This is a genomic window from Bradyrhizobium sp. Pha-3 (assembly GCF_042258615.1).
In the GTDB taxonomy this organism is placed as follows: domain Bacteria; phylum Pseudomonadota; class Alphaproteobacteria; order Rhizobiales; family Xanthobacteraceae; genus Bradyrhizobium.
Genome location: NZ_CP170152.1, coordinates 6,235,927 through 6,253,245, shown reverse-complemented (window position 1 = coordinate 6,253,245; position 17,319 = coordinate 6,235,927). Strand labels below are relative to the sequence as shown.

The window sequence follows — 17,319 nt, the reverse complement described above, 5'->3', positions numbered from 1 at the left end:
AAACAAAAATGGCCGCGGTTGCCCGCGGCCATTCGTGTCTTGCGTGACCGCAGCCGTTACTCGGCCGCCTGCTTGCGCGGCGGGGCGAGCGCGCCGGAGTCGTGGATCTCGGCGACCTGGTGATCGCTGAAGCCGAGCACCTCGCGCAGGATCTCGTCGGTGTGCTCGCCGAGCAGCGGCGAGCGGGCGACTTCGCTCGGCGAATCCGACAGCTTGATCGGGTTACCGACCGAGATGTACTTGCCGCGGGTCGGGTGATCGACCTCGACCACGGTGCCGGTCGCGCGCAGCGACTGGTCCTCGGCGATCTCCTTCATCGACAGGATCGGGCCGCAGGGGATGTCGTCCTTGTTGAGGATTTCCATCGCCTCGAACTTGGTCTTGGTCATCGTCCACTGCTCGATGCGGGCGAAGATCTCGTTCAAGCGCGGCAGGCGGGCCGGCGGCTTGGCGTAGTTCGGATCGGTCTTCCAGGTCGGCTCGCCGATCACGTCGCAGATCTTCTCCCAGACCGGCGCCTGGGTGATGAAGTAGATGTAGGCGTTCGGGTCGGTCTCCCAGCCCTTGCACTTCAGGATGCGGCCGGGCTGGCCACCGCCGGAATCGTTGCCGGCGCGCGGCACGGCATCGCCGAACGGGATGCCTTCGCCGAACTGGCTGTATTCCTTGAGCGGGCCGTGGGCGAGGCGCTGCTGGTCGCGCAGCTTGACGCGGGCGAGGTTGAGCACGCCGTCCTGCATCGCCGCAGTGACGCGCTGACCCTTGCCGGAGTGGGTGCGGTGATAGAGCGCGGTGACGATGCCGAGCGCGAGGTGCAAGCCGGTGCCGCTGTCGCCGATCTGCGCGCCGGTGACGAGCGGCAGGCCGTCGCGGAAGCCGGTGGTCGAGGCGGCGCCGCCGGTGCACTGCGCGACGTTCTCGTAGACCTTGCAATCCTCATACGGGCCCGGGCCGAAACCCTTGATCGAGGCGACGATCATCTTCGGGTTGATGCTGTGGATCTTCTCCCAGGGGAAGCCCATGCGATCGAGCACGCCGGGGCCGAAATTCTCGACCAGCACGTCGCACTGCTTGATCAGTGCGGTCAGCACCTCCTTGCCCTTCGGGTTCTTGGTGTCGAGCGTGATCGAGCGCTTGTTGTGGTTCAGCATGGTGAAATACAGGCTGTCCACGTTCGGGATGTCCTGCAGCTGGCCGCGCGTAATGTCGCCGACGCCGGGACGCTCGACCTTGATCACGTCGGCGCCGAACCAGGCCAGCAATTGCGTGCAGGTCGGGCCCGACTGGACGTGGGTGAAATCGAGAATGCGAACGCCCTTGAGCGCCTTGGTCATATCTATTGCTCCGTACTCTGTCTGCCCCTGCACCCGCAGGGAGTGGTGGGGTTAGGGGGTTACTTCTTCTTGTTCAGCACGCTTTGCGGATTGAGGTTGCCGATGCGGCCGCTCTCCGAGCCCGCCGCTGGATCGATCACCGCGTTGATCAAGGTCGGCTTGCCGGAATCCAGCGCCGCATTGACCGCGCGCTTCAGCTCGTCGGGGGAGGTGGCGTTGACGCCGACGCCGCCGAAGGCTTCCATCATCTTGTCGTAGCGCGAGCCCTTGACGAACACGGTGGTCGCCGGGTCGTCGCCGGCGCTGTTGACGTCGGTGCCGCGATAGATGCCGTCATTGTTGAAGATCACGACGCAGATCGGCAGCTTGTAGCGGCAGATGGTCTCGACCTCCATGCCTGAAAAGCCAAAGGCGCTGTCGCCTTCGACCGCGAGCACGGGCAGGCCGGTCTCGACCGCAGCCGCGATCGAATAGCCCATGCCGATGCCCATCACGCCCCAGGTGCCGACGTCGAGCCGCTTGCGCGGCTTGTGCATGTCGACGACGCCGCGGGCGAGATCGAGCGTGTTGGCGCCCTCGTTGACGAAGATGGTGTCGGGACGTTCCGCGATGATCGCGCGGAGCGCGCCGAGCGCACCGTGATAATCCATCGGCGAGGCGTTGCTCATCAGCTTCGGCGCCATCTTGGCGACGTTGTCGTCGCGCTTCTTCGCCACGATGGCAAGCCAGTCGCTCGGTGCGGCCGACCAGTTCGCGCCCATGGCGTCGAGGAACGCGGACACGCAGGAGCCGATATCGCCGACCACGGGGGCGACGATCTCGACGTTGGAATCCATTTCCTTCGGTTCGATGTCGACCTGGATGAACTTCTTCGGAGCTTCACCCCAGGTCTTGCCCTTGCCGTGCGACAGCAGCCAGTTGAGGCGGGCGCCGATCAGCATCACGACGTCGGCTTCCTTCAGCACGGTCGAGCGCGCTGCACCCGCGCATTGCGGATGCAGATCGGGCAGCAGGCCCTTGGCCATGCTCATCGGCAGGAACGGCACGCCGCTCTTCTCGACGAAATTCCTGATCGCCTCGTCGGCCTGCGCATAGGCCGCGCCCTTGCCGAGGATGATGAGCGGGCGTTTCGCGCTCTTCAGCACGTCGAGCGCGCGCTTGACCGCCGACGGGGCAGGGAGCTGCGCCGGCGCCGCGTCGATCACCTTGACCAGCGACTTCTCGCCGGCCGCCGCGTCCATGACCTGGCCGAACAGCTTTGCGGGCAGGTCGAGATAGACGCCGCCCGGACGGCCCGACACCGCGGCGCGGATCGCGCGCGCAAGGCCGATGCCGATGTCCTGGGCGTGCAGCACGCGGAACGCCGCCTTGCACAGCGGCTTGGCGATCGCGAGCTGGTCCATCTCCTCATAGTCGCCCTGCTGCAGGTCGACGATCTCGCGCTCGGACGAGCCCGAGATCAGGATCATCGGGAAGCAGTTGGTGGTGGCGTGGGCAAGGGCCGTGAGCCCGTTGAGGAAGCCGGGCGCCGACACCGTCAGGCAGACGCCGGGACGCTTGGTCAGGAAGCCGGCGATCGAGGCCGCATAGCCGGCATTCTGCTCGTGGCGGAACGAGAGCACGCGAATGCCCGCCGCCTGGGCCATGCGGCCCAGGTCCGTGATCGGGATACCCGGCACACCATAGACGGTGTCGATGCCGTTGAGCTTGAGCGCATCGATGACGAGGTGGAAGCCATCGGTTAGTTCCTGCTCGGTGCCCGGTGCCTCGGACTTCGTAGCGGTATTCAGCATCGGCATCGTCTCCCTGATCGTTCTTTGTTCGGACGATCTGATCGTCGTCTGAAGCGGGTGTGGACTGTCAAACTTACGCGAACGGTTCTCTACGTGAATAATTCCTGCCCGTGCGCCTCGACATAGGCGGCAAGGCCGAGCGTGTGATCGCGCGCGCGCTTTTCGGCGAGCTCGGTGTCGCGCGCTTCAAGTGCCTCGATGATCCCGAGATGCTCGGGCAGCGAGGTCGCGGTGCGGTCCTTGCGGCCGATCGTGAGCTGGCGATAGCCGCGCACATGCAGCAGCAGGTCATTGGTGAGGTCGACCAGCACAGGCGATTCCGACAGCGAGATCAGCGCCTGGTGGAAGGCGATGTTGGCCTTGGAATATTCCTCGACGTGATCCTGCGGCAGGCGGTCGTCGCTGAAGTCCTTGAAGAAGTCGCGCAGCGCCGAGATGTCCTTCTTGCGCGCGGTGGTCGTGATCAGGCGCGCCGCCATGCTCTCCAGCGCCGCCCAGGCGCGGATCATGTCGACAATCTCCGCCTTGGTGCGGCGGACCACGACGATGCCGCGGCGCGGCACGGTCTTCACGAAGCCGTCCTGCTCGAGCATCGCGATCGCTTCGCGGATCGGCGTGCGGCTGACGCCGAGACGCTCGGACAATGCGCGCTCGTCGAGCATCACCGGCTCCGGCGTCGCGTAGATGTCCATCTTCAGGATCGCTTCCTTCAAGGCCTCATAGGCCTTGTTCTTGAAGCTCGTCTCCGGGGCGATCCGGACGATGGCGATATCTGTGTCAGCCATGGTGGGCGACGCCTTGGTCTGTTTCGGTTCTGGCACGACTCGTCTCCTCCTCTTGGAGACGTCTTCTTAGCAGAAGAAATTACCTTAGATTTTTGGCATGCCAAATACCAGAATGTCAAGCTGCCCATATTTTTCGGTATTTTTGGGCATCGACCGACCTTGACAATTACGTTTTTGGCATACCAAATGCCACGAAATCTGTCCCAGGAGGAAGCCAATGTCAAATTCGAAGGATGCGGTCCGCAAAATTCTCGATGCGGTCAGGGCCGACAAGCGAACGAGCCTCACCGCGCCCGAAGGCAAGGTGGTCTGCGACGCCTACGGCATTCCGGTGCCGAAAGAGGGCGTTGCCAAGTCGGCCGCCGAGGCCGCGCGGATCGCCTCCGACATGGGCTTCCCGGTGGTGATGAAGATCGTCTCGCCCGACATCCTGCACAAGACCGAGGCCGGCGGCGTCGTGGTCGGCGTCAAGAGCGCCGCGGACGCCGAGAAGAGCTACGAGACCATTCTGGCCAACGCCAGGAAGTACAAGGCCGATGCCAAGATCGAGGGCATCCAGGTCCAGCAGATGCTGGGCGGCGGCACCGAGGTGATCGTCGGCTCGATCACCGACGGCTCGTTCGGCAAGCTGGTCGCCTTCGGCCTCGGCGGCGTGCTGGTCGAAATTCTCAAGGACATCACCTTCCGCCTCGCGCCCGCGACCAAGGACGATGCGCTGTCGATGCTCGACGGCATCCAGGCGCATGAGATGCTGAAGGGCGTGCGCGGCGGCGAGGCGGTCAACCGCGAGGCGCTCGCCGACGTCATCGTCAAGGTGTCGCAGCTGGTCAGCGATTTCCCCGAGATCGTCGAGCTCGACCTCAATCCGGTGTTCGCCACCAGCAAGAACGCGATCGCCGCCGACGTCCGCATCGTCGTCGACTTCGACTACAAGCCGCGTCCGGCGCCGCGTCCGACCGAGGAAATCGTCGCCGCGATGAGCCGCATCATGCAGCCGAAAGGCGTCGCGGTGATCGGCGCCTCCGCCGAGGACGGCAAGATCGGCAACTCCGTGATGAAGAACCTCATCAACGGCGGCTACAAGGGCGAGATCTATCCGATCCACCCGAAGGCCGCGGAGATCCTCGGCTACAAGGCCTACAAGAGCGTCAAGGACGTGCCCGGCGTGATCGACACGGCAGTGTTCGCGATCCCGGCGAAGTTCGTCGCCGGCGCGCTCGTCGAGTGCGGCGAGAAGAAAATCCCCGGCGCGGTGCTGATTCCCTCGGGCTTTGCCGAAGCCGGCGCGCCCGAATTGCAGGCCGAGATCGTCGAGGTCGGCAAGAAGTACAATATCCGCCTGATGGGGCCGAACATCTACGGCTTCTACTATACCCCGGCCAATCTCTGCGCCACGTTCTGCACCGCCTATGACGTCAAGGGCCACGCCGCGCTGTCGTCGCAGTCGGGCGGCATCGGCATGGCGATCATCGGCTTCTCGCGCTCGGCCAAGATGGGCGTGTCGGCGATCGTCGGCCTCGGCAACAAGTCCGACATCGACGAGGACGATCTGCTCGCCTTCTTCGAGCAGGATCCCAACACCAACCTGATCGCGCAGCACTGCGAGGACCTGAAGGACGGCCGTGCCTTCGCGGAGGCCGCCAAGCGCGTCTCCAAGAAGAAGCCGGTGGTCGTGCTGAAGGCCGGCCGCACTTCTGCGGGTGCGAAGGCGGCGTCGTCGCACACCGGCGCGCTTGCCGGCAACGACAAGATCTATGAGGACGTGTTCAAGCAGTCCGGCGTGATCCGCGCGCGCTCGCTCCGGCAACTGCTGGAGTTCGCCCGCGGCGTGCCGGTGCTGCCGACGCCGAAGGGCGAGAACGTCCTGATCATCACCGGTGCCGGCGGCTCCGGCGTGCTGCTCTCGGACTCCGTCGTCGACAACGGCCTGTCGCTGATGCAGATGCCGCTGGATCTCGATGCGGCGTTCCGCAAGTTCATCCCGCCGTTCGGCGCGGCCGGAAATCCTGTGGATATCACCGGCGGCGAGCCGCCGATCACCTACGTCAACACGGTGAAACTCGGTCTCTCCGATGAGCGCATCCACGCGTTGATCCTCGGCTACTGGCACACCATCGTGACGCCGCCGATGGTGTTCGCGCGCAACATGGTCGAGGTGAAGAAGGAGATGGAAGCGAAGGGCTTCGTGAAGCCGATCGTCGCCTCGCTCGCCGGCGACGTCGAGGTCGAGGAAGCCGCCGAGTATCTCTACCAGAACGGCATTCCGGCCTACGCCTATTCGACCGAACTGCCGGTCGAGGTGCTCGGCGCCAAGTACAAGTGGGCCCGCGGCGCGGGTCTGCTCTGATCGTCTGATCTGTCGAAGACCAGAGGCCGCCTCGGACATTGTCCGGGGCGGCTTTTTTCATGAGTCGCCTCGTTGTCGAGGTGGACGGGAAGGGGCGGCATCGGCCCGATCGTTCGAAAACCAGCCCAGGCTTCCTGGCCGCCTTGCGCGGGTTCCGCGCGCCATCCCTTTTCCCGACCGCGTCCGGCCCACCAAGGCGGCTTGCCTTTCGCATCTGATGTGCTACTGATATGTCAGATAAGAATGATGGAGGACCCGCGATGGAGTTGGCTGCAACAGGGATGACCGACCGCCAGCGCAAATATCGCGCGACCTACCGCGAGCGCGTGGTGGGCTGGTACAATGGCTGGCTGCACGTCGTGCTGATCTACACGATCGGCTTCACCGCGCTGTACGTCTATTTAGCCAATGTGCACGACGTGAAGTGGTGGGAATACCTCACCATTCCGGCGGTCTTCCTGATTGCGAATTTCTTCGAATGGGCGGTGCATCGCTTCGTCATGCACCGGCCGTCGAACGTGCCGCTGCTGCGCGCGATCTACAGCCGCCACACCTTGATGCACCATCAGTTCTTCACCGAGGAGGAGATGCGCTTCGCCGATCATCACGACTGGCGCGTCACCTTCTTCCCGCCCTATGCGCTCGTGGTGTTTACCCTGATGTCGATCCCGCCGGCGATCGTTGCCGGTCTCGTGATCTCGGCCAATACCGGCTGGCTGCTGATCACCACGACCACGTCGATGTACCTGATCTACGAATTCATGCATTTCTGCTGCCACGTCGAGGAAAACGCCTTCGTGCGCAACATGCCGTTCGTCAACACCATCCGCCGGCATCATACCGCCCATCACAACCAGTCGATCATGATGGAGCGGAACATGAACCTGACCTTCCCGGTGATGGACTATGTGTTCGGTACCTCCGATCTCAATCGTGGACTGCTTGGCCACATCTTCAACGGCTACAGCACGCGCTACGTGAAGACCGACATGCGACGGACGGCGCGGACGCCGCGGGTCGTGGTGAAAGAGCAATCGGTGCCGCATGCCGCAGCTTGAGCCCAATCTTGCCGGCCTCGCCTGGTTCGGCCTGCTGTGGAGCGTGTGCTGTATCGGCTTCCTGCAGCTGGCCGGGAGGTATCCGCTGCGCGGACGCGCCGTTCTGCCGGTGACGATGACGACCGCGTTATGGGCGATGCTGCTCGCCGGCACGCTGGCGTTCGCCTTCGTCGAGCTGCGCTGGACCACCGTCGTTGTGGTGGGCGGTGTGCTGTTCCTGTTCCTGCCCGGGCTGTTTCAGGCGCTGCCGGACTGGTGGCGCGACGGACGCGCGGGATTGCGGCTGTCCTGCTGCGTCATGATTGCGGCGCTGGCGCTGCTGGTCGGCGCGGTTGCACCGTCGTTTCACATCTGGATGACCTGAAGGGAGGTCTCGATGCCGAGCCACATCAAGCTCATGCTGTCACTGGCGTGCCTCGCCACGGCGGCCTGCGGATATTTTTTCATGGTCTATCTGGGACAGCAGGGACCGAGCTACGCGATCGCCTTCCTCGGCGTGTTCGCTACCGTCGCGATGTGGATCTTCCCCGAGGTCGTCAAGAAGGACCTCAAGATGCGTCCGCCGGGATCGTGACATGATGCTGCAGCGCAGGGAGACTCCGATGGCGAGCTATGCCGGGGACCGCACCATCGACGGCATTTCCGTGCTGGTTGACGGCGAGCCGCTGTCGCCGCATTACGACCAGCTCCGTCTCACTGAACACGGTTTCGAATGGAGCTATGAGGGGCCCGAGCCGGCGCAACTCGCCTTCGCGCTGCTCTATGATCATCTGCACGACGCCGCCGCTGCGAAGGCGCTGCACGAGAGCTTCATGCGACGCATCGTCGCCAATTTCGGCAATGAATGGGAGCTCTCCTCGGCCGATCTCGACGAGGCGGTCGCGGCGCTGCGGTCCGGACGCACGGTGTAACCCCACGCTGTCCCGGCGAGAGAACCTTTTGAGATGACCCTGACCTGTCGCGCGGCGGTGCTGCATCAGAGCGGAACGCCGCTCTCCATCGAGCGCGTTTCGCTTGCACCACCGATGCCGACTGACGTCGTGGTGAAGGTGCGCGCTGCGGGGCTCTGCCACACCGATCTGGAGGTGATCGACGGATCGCTGCGCTATCCCTTGCCGATGATCCTCGGGCACGAGGCGGCCGGCGTGGTCGAGCAGGTCGGCAACGCGGTGCGTGACGTGCACGCCGGCGATCACGTCATCCTGTCCTGGAATCCGCATTGCGGGCACTGCTTTCACTGCGACCGCGGGCAGCCGATCCTGTGCGAGACCTACCTCGCCAGGGGCGCGGAAGGCGTGCATTTCGACGGCGCGTCGAAGGCGCAGCTCGCGGGCGGCGGCAGCCTGGCGCACCTGATGTTTCTCGGCGCGTTCTCGGAATACCTCGTGCTGCCGGCACAGCAGGCGATCGTCGTGCCCAAGGACATCCCGTTCGATCGCGCCTGCCTGATCGGCTGCGGCGTCATGACCGGCGTTGGCGCCGCGCTCAACATCGCCGACATCGGCCATGGCGACACCGTGATGGTCACCGGTTGCGGCGCGGTCGGGCTGGCAGCGGTGCAGGGCGCCCGGCTCGCCGGCGCCGGTGCGATCATCGCGGTCGACCTCGATGAGGCAAAGCTTGCACTGGCGCAGCAACTCGGCGCGACGCATGCCGTCAACGCAGCGCGCGAGGACCCGGTCCGGTTCGCAAAGGAGGCGACGCACGGGCGAGGCGCCGACGTCATCCTCGAGGCGGCGGGCCATCCGATGGCGTTTCGGCAGACCGCGGAGGCGGTGCGGCCAGGCGGTGAGGTGATCTGGCTCGGCAAGATCGACGTCACGCAAGACGTGAGTTTCCGTTGGGGCGCGCTGATGGGCGAGAAGCGATTTCGCCGCTCGAGCTACGGCGGCGCGCGGCCGCGGCGCGACTTCCCCTTGCTGGCGCAGGCCTATCTCGACGGCCGGCTCAAGCTCGACGAACTGATCACCGGCCGCTGCACCCTCGACGGCATCAATGACGGCTTCGAGGCGCTGCGGCGCGGCCGCTCGATCCGCACGGTCGTCGAGTTCTAGAGCATGATCCGGAAAAGTGGAGCCCGGTTTTCCGAAGAGATCATGCTCAAACAAAGAGATGAGATCATGATGCGATTTCATCCAATCGCATCATGATCTCAAGCGCTCACAGCGTCGAACGCGCAAAGCTTTCGATGTAGTCGATCAGGCTGTCGGAGGCCGCGCCCGCAGCATCGACACGGCGCTCCGCGACGGCTTCGGCGACGTCGGCATGCAGCCGCGCCGCGAGCGGCAGATCGGCCGCTTCCTTGTAATGCTGGTACCAGAATCGGCGAGACAGGCCGTGCATCAGGCCCATGGCGCGGGAGGCGAACTCGTTGCGCGACGCCGCCGAGATCAGGGTGTTGAACTGGTGATCCAGCCGCATGAACAGCAGATCGTCGGATTTTTCCGACGCGCGGCGCATGCCGGCGGCGATCTCGGAGAATTGCTTGCGCTGCTCGGTGGTGGCGCGCTCGGCGGCGCCGCGCGCCATCAGCCGTTCCAGCTCGCGCCGCACCTCGAGCAGGCGGAGCTGGGCGCGCAGGTCGATCTCGGACACCAGCACGCCGCGACGGGCCAGGATGTTGACGAGGCCGTCGCGCGACAGCCGCTGCAACGCCTCGCGGATCGGGGTCCGGCCGATGTCGAGCCGCTTGGCGAGCACGAGCTCGGAGAGCGCGGTGCCGGGCGGCAGTTGCAGCGTCACGATCAGCTCTTCCAGCTCGGCATAGGCGCGATCGGTGAGGGTGACGTCGCCTTGCGGGAGCAGGGCCTGCGCAGCAGCGCGCGGCTTGCCAGCAGCAGCGGACGATGGCCGCGCCGGCCGGCGGTTTCCTGCTGCGCGGGCGCGCACCGTGCTGGATCGTTTGCTCGAATCGGCCATCGGGATCTTGCGTGCTGCTGTACAGCAGATATCTCACACGCCCTGCCGGCACTGACAAGGCCGCTCGATCGGCGCTGCACCGAATCCGGCCGCATGCAGCGAACAGCGGCGCATCATCAGTGCGAAATGCTCTCCAGCGTCCGGCCGCGGGTTTCCTCGCCGAGCAGCAGCACCGCCAGCGCCGCCACCACGAACGCGCCGGCGCCCAGTGCGAACACGCCGCTCTGTCCCGCCGCAGGCAGGATCACACCGATCACATAGGGGCCGATCAGCGAACCGATTCGGCCGACCGCGGAGGCAAAACCGGTTCCGGCGGCACGGACATGGGTCGGGTACAGTTCAGGCGTATAGGCGTAGAGCGCCGACCACATGCCGAACAGGAAGAACTGCATGCAGAGGCCGGCGATGATGAGCTGGGTCTGGTCCGCCGCCGAGCCGTAGAAATGGCAGGCGATCGCGCCGCAGAGCAGGTTCATCACCAGCGTCGCCTTGCGGCCCCAGGATTCGACGAGCCAGGCCGAGACCAGGAAGCCGGGGATGCCCGCGAGCGAGATCAGGATGGTGTAGAATACCGATTTGGTGATCGGGAATCCCTTGGCCTGCAGCAGCGCGCCGAGCCAAGTGGTCAGGCCGTAGAATCCGAGCAGCGCGAAGAACCACAAGGTCCACAACATCGTGGTCCGCTTGGCGTAGATGCCCGAAAAAAGCGTCCTCACGCCGGTCACTTCCGACGCGGGTGCGGCAGCCTGGCGTACCACCGGCGGCAGCTCCTTGCTGCCGAGACGATCGCGGACCCTGCTTTCGATGTCGCGTACGGTCGCTTCGGCCCGCTCGGAATAGCCGTGGGAAGCGAGCCAGCGCGGCGATTCCGGAACGTAGCGCCGTACCACGAGCACGAAGACGGCCGGGATCGCCTGCAGGATGAAGACCCAGCGCCAGTCGGCGGCCTGCAGCACGAAGTAGGTCAACAGGCCCGACGCGATGAAGCCGAGCGGCCAAAACCCTTCGAGGAACGCGATGTAGCGGCCGCGGTTGCGGGCCGGCATGATCTCCGAGACCATCGACTGCGCGACCGGAAACTCCATGCCCATGCCGAAGCCGAGCAGCAGGCGGGATGCGCCGAGCGCGGTCGCCGTCGTTGAGAGACCGCAGCACAGGCTGCCCAAGCCCCAGAAGATCATGCTGACCTGGAAGACGCGGGCGCGGCCGAAACGGTCGGCCAGCAGGCCGGCGGACGCGGCGCCGACGAACATGCCGAGGAAGCTCATGCTGGACAGCAGCCCGGTTTCGGCCGTCGACAGGCCGAAGGTCTGGCGGATCGAGCCGAGCACGAAGGTCAGTGCGGCGAGGTCCATGCTGTCGAAGAACCACGCAGTTGCGATGATCCCGAAAATCCATCGCTGATAGGAGGTCAGCGGCAGCCGTTCGAGGCGTGCCGCGATGTCGGCGACCTGCTGCGCTTGCGCGGTGCGCGCGACGGCGGCCGGAGCCCGGCTTCCGGCAGATGCGGTGACGTCGGAAACGGTCATTGCTGTCCTCCCCAGATGGACGTTGCCGGGCTCTTGTCGGCCCGTTCCATAAAATGTCACACAGATAGCAGTGATATGTCAATTGGTGATCAGGTGCGGACTGGCAGCGCGGACCGGCATGGGCGCCCGACAGGGCCGGGGACAAACCGGCGCGCGCCGCGGGCCTGCTGTGACCTGATCGACGTTCGATGCTGCTCCGGACATCTTCCGAAGCGGCATCAAAGCCCGGTTAACGGCATTCGATAAATCGGGGCCTGTCCGATAATCCGGCTTTAATGGGAGGCCGACTAAAGGTCTCGTGGTTGCAATGTGCCGGACGCCTGGAGGTATCCGGTGTTGCGTCCGGAGGAGGCGTTTTCCCCATCATGTCAGTTCAGGTCGATTTGGATTTTGCGAGCGACGATCGCGCAAGGGCGCAGATCGGCGCGGCGGTGAGTTATCTGCTCAGGGACGCGACCGGTGCCGCGCGTGAGCATGCCGTCGAGATGATCGTCGAGATGGTGCGCGATGTCGCAAGCCGGCCGGCCGGTCTCGAAGCGGCGTCCCTTCAGCCGCTCATGAGCGGCGTCACCTATCGGGATTTTGTGATCGATGCCTACCGGCGCGATGTCGATCGCTGGCGCGCGACGATCCGCCGGTCGAACGGCAAGAAGATCCGCATCGCTTCTCCGCCGTCGGTGCGCGACGAGGCGACGACGACTGCGGATGCGATCACCGCCGAGAAGGCCATCGAGTTCGCCAGGCGCGCGATCGATATGGGCGAGGTGCTCTGACCTGCAGCGGCGACCGCTGCCATGGCGGCGGAAGTCCGTCCGGTGGCCGCTTGCTCTATGCCTGGGACGCGCGATGTGCTCCGATGCGGCGGCTGCGCCGGTTTCGGGACTGTCCGCGCATCTTGATCCATCGTACCCCAGCAGAGAGAAGCCATGCCTTCCGAACTCCGTTCGCCCCGTCTGGCGGTCCTGATCGACGCCGACAATGCATCTGCTAGGATCGCCGATGGGCTGTTCGAGGAGATCGCCAAGATCGGCGAGGCCAGCGTGCGCCGCATCTACGGCGACTTCTCCAATCCAAGGTCCAAGGGCTGGGCCGACATTCTGTCCAAGCACGCCATCATCCCGCAGCAGCAATTCGCCTATACGACCGGCAAGAATGCATCCGACATCACCCTGGTGATCGACGCGATGGACCTGCTGCACAGCGGCCGGTTCGATGGATTCTGCCTGGTGTCGTCGGACAGCGATTTCACCCGGCTTGCCGCCCGCATCCGCGAGCATGGCATCGACGTGTTCGGGTTCGGCGAGCAGAAGACGCCGGAGAGTTTTCGGCAGGCCTGCCGCAGGTTCGTCTATACCGAGAATTTGCGCGGCGGCGTGACGAGCAATCAGGATGCGGCCGTGCGTGCCCAGCCGTTGCAGCCGCCCGATGCGGCCACGCCCATCCTCAAGAAGGTGATCGGCCAGATGGCCAGCGAAGACGGCTGGGTGACGCTTGGCGAGGTCGGACGGCAGCTGGCCAATCTGGCGTCGGATTTCGATCAAAGGACGTACGGCTTCCGCACCCTGAGCGAGCTGGTGCGCAGGACAAACGCGTTCGAGATCGAGCAGCCCAAGGGCGGGACGACGCGAATCCGCATCAAGCAGGCGACCGCACCGCCGCCAAGACGGCGAACGCCAAGACGACGAGCCGATCAAAAACCGCCGGAATGAACGGCGCGCAGCGCGCTCCTGCTCTGAACCATCTCTGAATCTGAACCAACGATGAATGCTGCTTTGGACAATATCCGGAACAGCATTTTCGTTTGTGCCGGAACCGAAGCGAGTTGCTGCGGAACTGGAATTTGCGCGCAAGTTGCCGCGTTGGAACTGGAACGTCTCGTTCCCAGCGATGTTGACGGGGCGTCTCATCGCTCGGAGGAGGAGAATCATGAACCAGCGTTTCGCTGTTTCCCTTGTTGTTGCTGCTGCGTCGCTGCTCGCGTCCGGCTCGGCCTTCGCACAGTCCACGACTGCGGCGGGCGCCGCGGACGGCGCGCGGACCGGTGGCGAGATCGCAGGCCCGGTTGGCGAGATCGTCGGCGGCACCGTTGGTGCTGCGGTCGGCGCCGGCCTCGAGATTCCGAATGCGGTGATCACATCGATCCCGCGCGACGAACCGTCTGTCGTGGTGCGCGAGCGCGTCGTGGTCGGCGAGCCGCTGCCCGATACCGTCGTGCTTCGCCCGGTGCCGCGCTACACCGAGTATCGCTACGCGATCGTCAACGATCGCCGCGTGATCGTCGAGCCGCGCACCCGACGGATCGTCAAGATCATCGACTGATCGCACCGATATGGCCAATTGCGAGGAACCTCGCGGGCAAATCGCCCGCGGGGATTTTCTTGGTCCCATGAATACCGGCATGGCACAGGCCCGCTTTTTTCATGAAGCGAGCGGTTGGCCTGACGGCCCGATCCCCTAGACTGGTCCGCAATCGGCGGACGCAGCCAGCGGCCGCTTCAATCAAGGGCAGGGTGGAAACATGGGTCGGAAGATCGCGATCGTCGGCGCGGGTGCGGTTGGCGGCTACGCCGGTGCGCATATGGTGCAGGCGGGTGAGGACGTCACCTTCATCGATCCATGGCCCGAGCATGTCGAGCACATGCGCAAGCACGGACTGCGCGTCACGCATGCGATGGACGTGGCAGAATTCTCGGTGCCGGTGCGCGCGCTTGATGTCACCGACGCGCAGCAGCTGGCCAAGGAAAAGCCCGTCGACATCGCCTTCGTCTGCATGAAGTCCTACGACACCGCCTGGGCGACCATGCTGATCCGGCAATATCTGGCGGCCGACGGTTATGTCGTGTCGCTGCAGAACTGCATGAATGAGGAAACCATCGCCGGCATCCTCGGCTGGGGCAAGACGCTCGGCTGCATCGCAAGCAGCATCACCGTCAATCTGCCCGAGCCCGGCCATATCCACCGCGGCGCCGGCAAGGGCGGCGCCGCGCACACCGTGTTTCGCGCCGGCGAGGTGCATGGCCGCATCACCGCGCGGGCCGAGGAGGTTTGCCGGCTGGTCGGCTACTCCGACAGCGCCAAGGTCACCTCCAATCTCTGGGGCGAGCGCTGGTCCAAGCTCGTCGCCAACGTCATGGGCAACGGGCTGTCGGCCTGCACCGGTCTGCCCGGTGGCGAGGTGCTGCAAAGCGAACCGCTGCGCCGCTTCTCGACGCGGCTCGGCAGCGAGGCGATTCGAGTCGGCCAGGCGCAGGGCTATCAGCTGGAGGAGATCCTGCACCTGCCGCCCGAAACCATCGCGCGGGCCGGCGAGGGCGATGAGGCCGCGATCCGCGCCTGTGACGAGCAACGCTTCAAGGATGCCAGGCGCACCTCATCGGCGCAGCGCCCCTCGATGGGCCAGGACATGCAGAAGGGCCGCCGCACCGAGATCGAATTTCTCAACGGTTTCGTGGTGCGCGAGGGCGAGAAGCTCGGCCTCGCCTGCAATGCCAACGCCGCGCTGACAGATATCGTCAAGCGCGTCGAACGCGGCGAGCTCGCGCCGGATCCGCGGCACATCACGGAGTTGAGGTTGAATTGAGTCAGGGGCTTTCCTCGGCGCCATGCGTGACAAGCAAAATCAATGAGTATAAGGAATATTTACCGTGACCCTCCAGGGTAGCTTCCCGCAAGGAGCGACACATGGGCGAAACATCGATCGAGTGGACGGAGTCGACCTGGAATCCAATCGTCGGATGCTCCATCGCTACGCCCGGCTGCACCAACTGCTATGCTATGCGAATGGCTGCGCGTATCGAGGCAATGGGCACGGCGCCGCACTATGACGGCACAACCGAGCGCGTGAAGGGAAGGGCGATTTGGACTGGGAAACTATCTCTAGCTCCTGACGATCTGATTGCGGCACCTCTGCGCCGCCGGCGACCGACCACCTACTTTGTCAATTCGATGAGTGACCTCTTTCATGAAGATTGCCCGGATGCATGGATCGATCGGGTCTTTGGCATCATGGGCGAAGCCAGCCATCACACTTTTCAAGTGCTAACGAAGCGTGCGCAGCGACTGCATGATTACCTCGCTGTGCATCAGCAAAAGCCACTACCCAACGTTTGGCTCGGCGTGTCGACGGAGCGTCAGAAGGAAGCTGATGAGCGCATTCCCCTCCTGCTCACGGCGCCCGCCGCGGTACGATTTATCTCGGCTGAACCATTGCTCGGCCCACTAAACATTCGTAGTTATATTCGCGGTCGCAAGGAGCGTGTCGGTGCATGCAGCAGCAGGCGCCCGCCGCTCGATTGGGTAATCGTCGGGGGCGAAAGCGGGCCTCGAGCTCGGCCGATGGATCCAACCTGGGTGGAATCGCTCCGTGTCCAATGCGATGGCTCGGATGCCGCGTTTTTCTTCAAGCAATGGGGCGGGAAGAATAAGAAGGCGGCCGGCCGACTACTTCATGGTCGAACTTACGATGCGATGCCGCTTGGGTTCTAAGAGATAATTACCGATCCTTTTGGCAAGGCCGATTGCCTCCGGAGATCGGTTCGATATGCACAGAAACAACGAAAACATTTGCGGATTCTTGTCGACCGGCAGCGCCAGCGGCGTGAGTACGTGGCCGAAGATCTGTGATAGGTGCGCCTGTACGTAGCGCTCCAGGCCGCGCGGATCGAGCTGGCGTCGTCGTTCGGGAAAGTCGCCAAACATGTCTGGTTCGCTTGCTATAGGATAGAGTTCTTTCTCCCAGCTATCCGAGCCAAACATCTTCGTAAGAGCGGATCGCTTGGACGCGTCAATATCTACGAGACGCCGCGCGGCTTGGCGATACAATCCAGCAAGAGGAAAAAGAAACCAGACATCGATTGCTTCAGTAGAGGCCAGCGCTTGTAGCGTCGACCATTCTACTTCCATTCCATAAGGGTCGAGAAAAACAACGCCGCGCTTGTCATGCCATTTGTTCGCCGCGACGAGCGCTTTCAAAGCTGCGTTCGCGTCATCTTCTGCGACAACGATCTTTCTTTGAAGGTGCTTTGCAGCGAGCTCGTGGTGGGCAACTGCATGGTTCGGGTTGTTCTCGATAAAGAATAGAAAATCAAAAGGCGGCGTGACATCTAGGGCAATTTGCGCTGATCCACGCCGCTGCTCGATTGCCTCTGGAGCAGGACTCTCCACTAGGTCGCCACCGCGAGCTTCGGTGCGGACAGTACGGCCGCCCGTGCCGGCGAACGCATCGATGTACCAGAGATGCTTAAATTTGGACCGCAAAGCGGTCACATAGGCGCGTAGATAGCCGTCTACTATGGACAGCTTTATTTCGGTATGTTGTCCGCCAAATTCATGCTCGATCGACATGCAAATTGCCTAATCGCTCCGGTAAATGTCGATCCCGCGCCGTTTGAGAAGTTCGATGATTGCATCGATGCGGCGATGTACTTTCCTGATTTCCCATTGAGCAGCAAGCGCGACACCAACGATCAGCAACCAGTTCCTGTTTGTTGCGATCCAATTGGACATATTTCAACAGCTACCTAGGGCCACGTGCTAGGAAGAAATAGAAGAGTCC

The 17,319-nt window shown here is 63.9% G+C and carries 17 protein-coding genes; 11 read left to right on the top strand and 6 right to left on the bottom strand.

The window, feature by feature from the left end:
- Positions 1-56: 56 nt before the first annotated feature.
- The 3 genes from frc to ACE10Z_RS29655 all read right to left on the bottom strand — a co-directional run bounded on the left by frc (position 57) and on the right by ACE10Z_RS29655 (position 3,912).
- Positions 57-1,334: a formyl-CoA transferase gene (gene frc / locus ACE10Z_RS29665; RefSeq protein ID WP_375783929.1), complete on the bottom strand. Its 1,278-nt coding sequence runs from the start codon at positions 1,332-1,334 to the stop codon at positions 57-59.
- A 59-nt stretch (positions 1,335-1,393) separates the two neighbouring features.
- The gene (gene oxc, locus ACE10Z_RS29660; RefSeq protein ID WP_375783928.1) at positions 1,394-3,127 is read right to left on the bottom strand and encodes an oxalyl-CoA decarboxylase; all 1,734 of its coding nucleotides are present in this window, start codon (positions 3,125-3,127) and stop codon (positions 1,394-1,396) included.
- A gap of 89 nt (positions 3,128-3,216) precedes the next feature.
- Entirely contained in the window at positions 3,217-3,912 is a 696-nt protein-coding gene (locus ACE10Z_RS29655; RefSeq protein WP_050387017.1) for a GntR family transcriptional regulator, read from the bottom strand.
- 217 nt (positions 3,913-4,129) lie between these two features.
- Here ACE10Z_RS29655 and ACE10Z_RS29650 point away from each other — a divergent pair, with 217 nt between their 5' ends.
- The 6 genes from ACE10Z_RS29650 (at position 4,130) to ACE10Z_RS29625 (ending at position 9,371) form a co-directional block, all read left to right on the top strand.
- Positions 4,130-6,259, top strand: a complete 2,130-nt coding sequence (locus tag ACE10Z_RS29650; protein ID WP_375783927.1) for an acetate--CoA ligase family protein — start codon at positions 4,130-4,132, stop codon at positions 6,257-6,259.
- 260 nt (positions 6,260-6,519) lie between these two features.
- Entirely contained in the window at positions 6,520-7,317 is a 798-nt protein-coding gene (locus ACE10Z_RS29645) for a sterol desaturase family protein (RefSeq protein WP_375783926.1), read from the top strand.
- Positions 7,304-7,681 carry a hypothetical protein gene (locus tag ACE10Z_RS29640; protein WP_375783925.1) on the top strand — a complete coding sequence of 126 codons (378 nt, stop codon included), beginning with the start codon at positions 7,304-7,306 and terminating at the stop codon, positions 7,679-7,681. Before ACE10Z_RS29645 ends, ACE10Z_RS29640 begins: the two co-directional genes overlap by 14 nt.
- Before the next feature lie 12 nt (positions 7,682-7,693).
- Positions 7,694-7,891 (top strand): hypothetical protein, encoded by a 198-nt coding sequence (locus ACE10Z_RS29635; protein WP_375783924.1) that lies wholly within the window; start codon positions 7,694-7,696, stop codon positions 7,889-7,891.
- A gap of 28 nt (positions 7,892-7,919) precedes the next feature.
- Complete coding sequence (locus tag ACE10Z_RS29630) at positions 7,920-8,228, top strand: DUF6166 domain-containing protein (RefSeq protein ID WP_375783923.1); 309 nt, start codon at positions 7,920-7,922, stop codon at positions 8,226-8,228.
- Positions 8,229-8,261: 33 nt separating this feature from the next.
- Entirely contained in the window at positions 8,262-9,371 is a 1,110-nt protein-coding gene (locus ACE10Z_RS29625) for a Zn-dependent alcohol dehydrogenase (RefSeq protein ID WP_375783922.1), read from the top strand.
- 106 nt (positions 9,372-9,477) lie between these two features.
- On the opposite strand, the gene ACE10Z_RS29620 is transcribed toward ACE10Z_RS29625, so the two are convergent.
- Positions 9,478-10,236 (bottom strand): GntR family transcriptional regulator, encoded by a 759-nt coding sequence (locus tag ACE10Z_RS29620; RefSeq protein WP_375783921.1) that lies wholly within the window; start codon positions 10,234-10,236, stop codon positions 9,478-9,480.
- Between the two features lie 116 nt (positions 10,237-10,352).
- A complete protein-coding gene (locus tag ACE10Z_RS29615; RefSeq protein ID WP_375783920.1) occupies positions 10,353-11,765 on the bottom strand; it encodes an MFS transporter in 1,413 nt (470 codons plus the stop codon).
- 365 nt (positions 11,766-12,130) lie between these two features.
- Between ACE10Z_RS29615 and ACE10Z_RS29610 the strand changes: the two genes are divergently transcribed.
- The 5 genes from ACE10Z_RS29610 (at position 12,131) to ACE10Z_RS29590 (ending at position 16,250) form a co-directional block, all read left to right on the top strand.
- Positions 12,131-12,538, top strand: a complete 408-nt coding sequence (locus ACE10Z_RS29610) for a hypothetical protein (protein ID WP_173641891.1) — start codon at positions 12,131-12,133, stop codon at positions 12,536-12,538.
- Positions 12,539-12,691: 153 nt separating this feature from the next.
- A complete protein-coding gene (locus ACE10Z_RS29605) occupies positions 12,692-13,474 on the top strand; it encodes an NYN domain-containing protein (RefSeq protein ID WP_375783919.1) in 783 nt (260 codons plus the stop codon).
- A gap of 217 nt (positions 13,475-13,691) precedes the next feature.
- Positions 13,692-14,084 (top strand): DUF1236 domain-containing protein, encoded by a 393-nt coding sequence (locus ACE10Z_RS29600; RefSeq protein ID WP_375783918.1) that lies wholly within the window; start codon positions 13,692-13,694, stop codon positions 14,082-14,084.
- Between the two features lie 199 nt (positions 14,085-14,283).
- Positions 14,284-15,345, top strand: coding sequence for a ketopantoate reductase family protein (locus tag ACE10Z_RS29595; protein WP_375783917.1), 1,062 nt, complete (start codon positions 14,284-14,286; stop codon positions 15,343-15,345).
- Between the two features lie 101 nt (positions 15,346-15,446).
- Complete coding sequence (locus ACE10Z_RS29590) at positions 15,447-16,250, top strand: DUF5131 family protein (RefSeq protein WP_375783916.1); 804 nt, start codon at positions 15,447-15,449, stop codon at positions 16,248-16,250.
- Here ACE10Z_RS29590 and tcmP read toward each other — a convergent pair.
- Positions 16,206-17,108: a three-Cys-motif partner protein TcmP gene (gene tcmP, locus ACE10Z_RS29585; protein WP_375783915.1), complete on the bottom strand. Its 903-nt coding sequence runs from the start codon at positions 17,106-17,108 to the stop codon at positions 16,206-16,208. The two genes, ACE10Z_RS29590 and tcmP, sit on opposite strands and share 45 nt — an antisense overlap.
- Positions 17,109-17,319 lie beyond the last annotated feature (211 nt).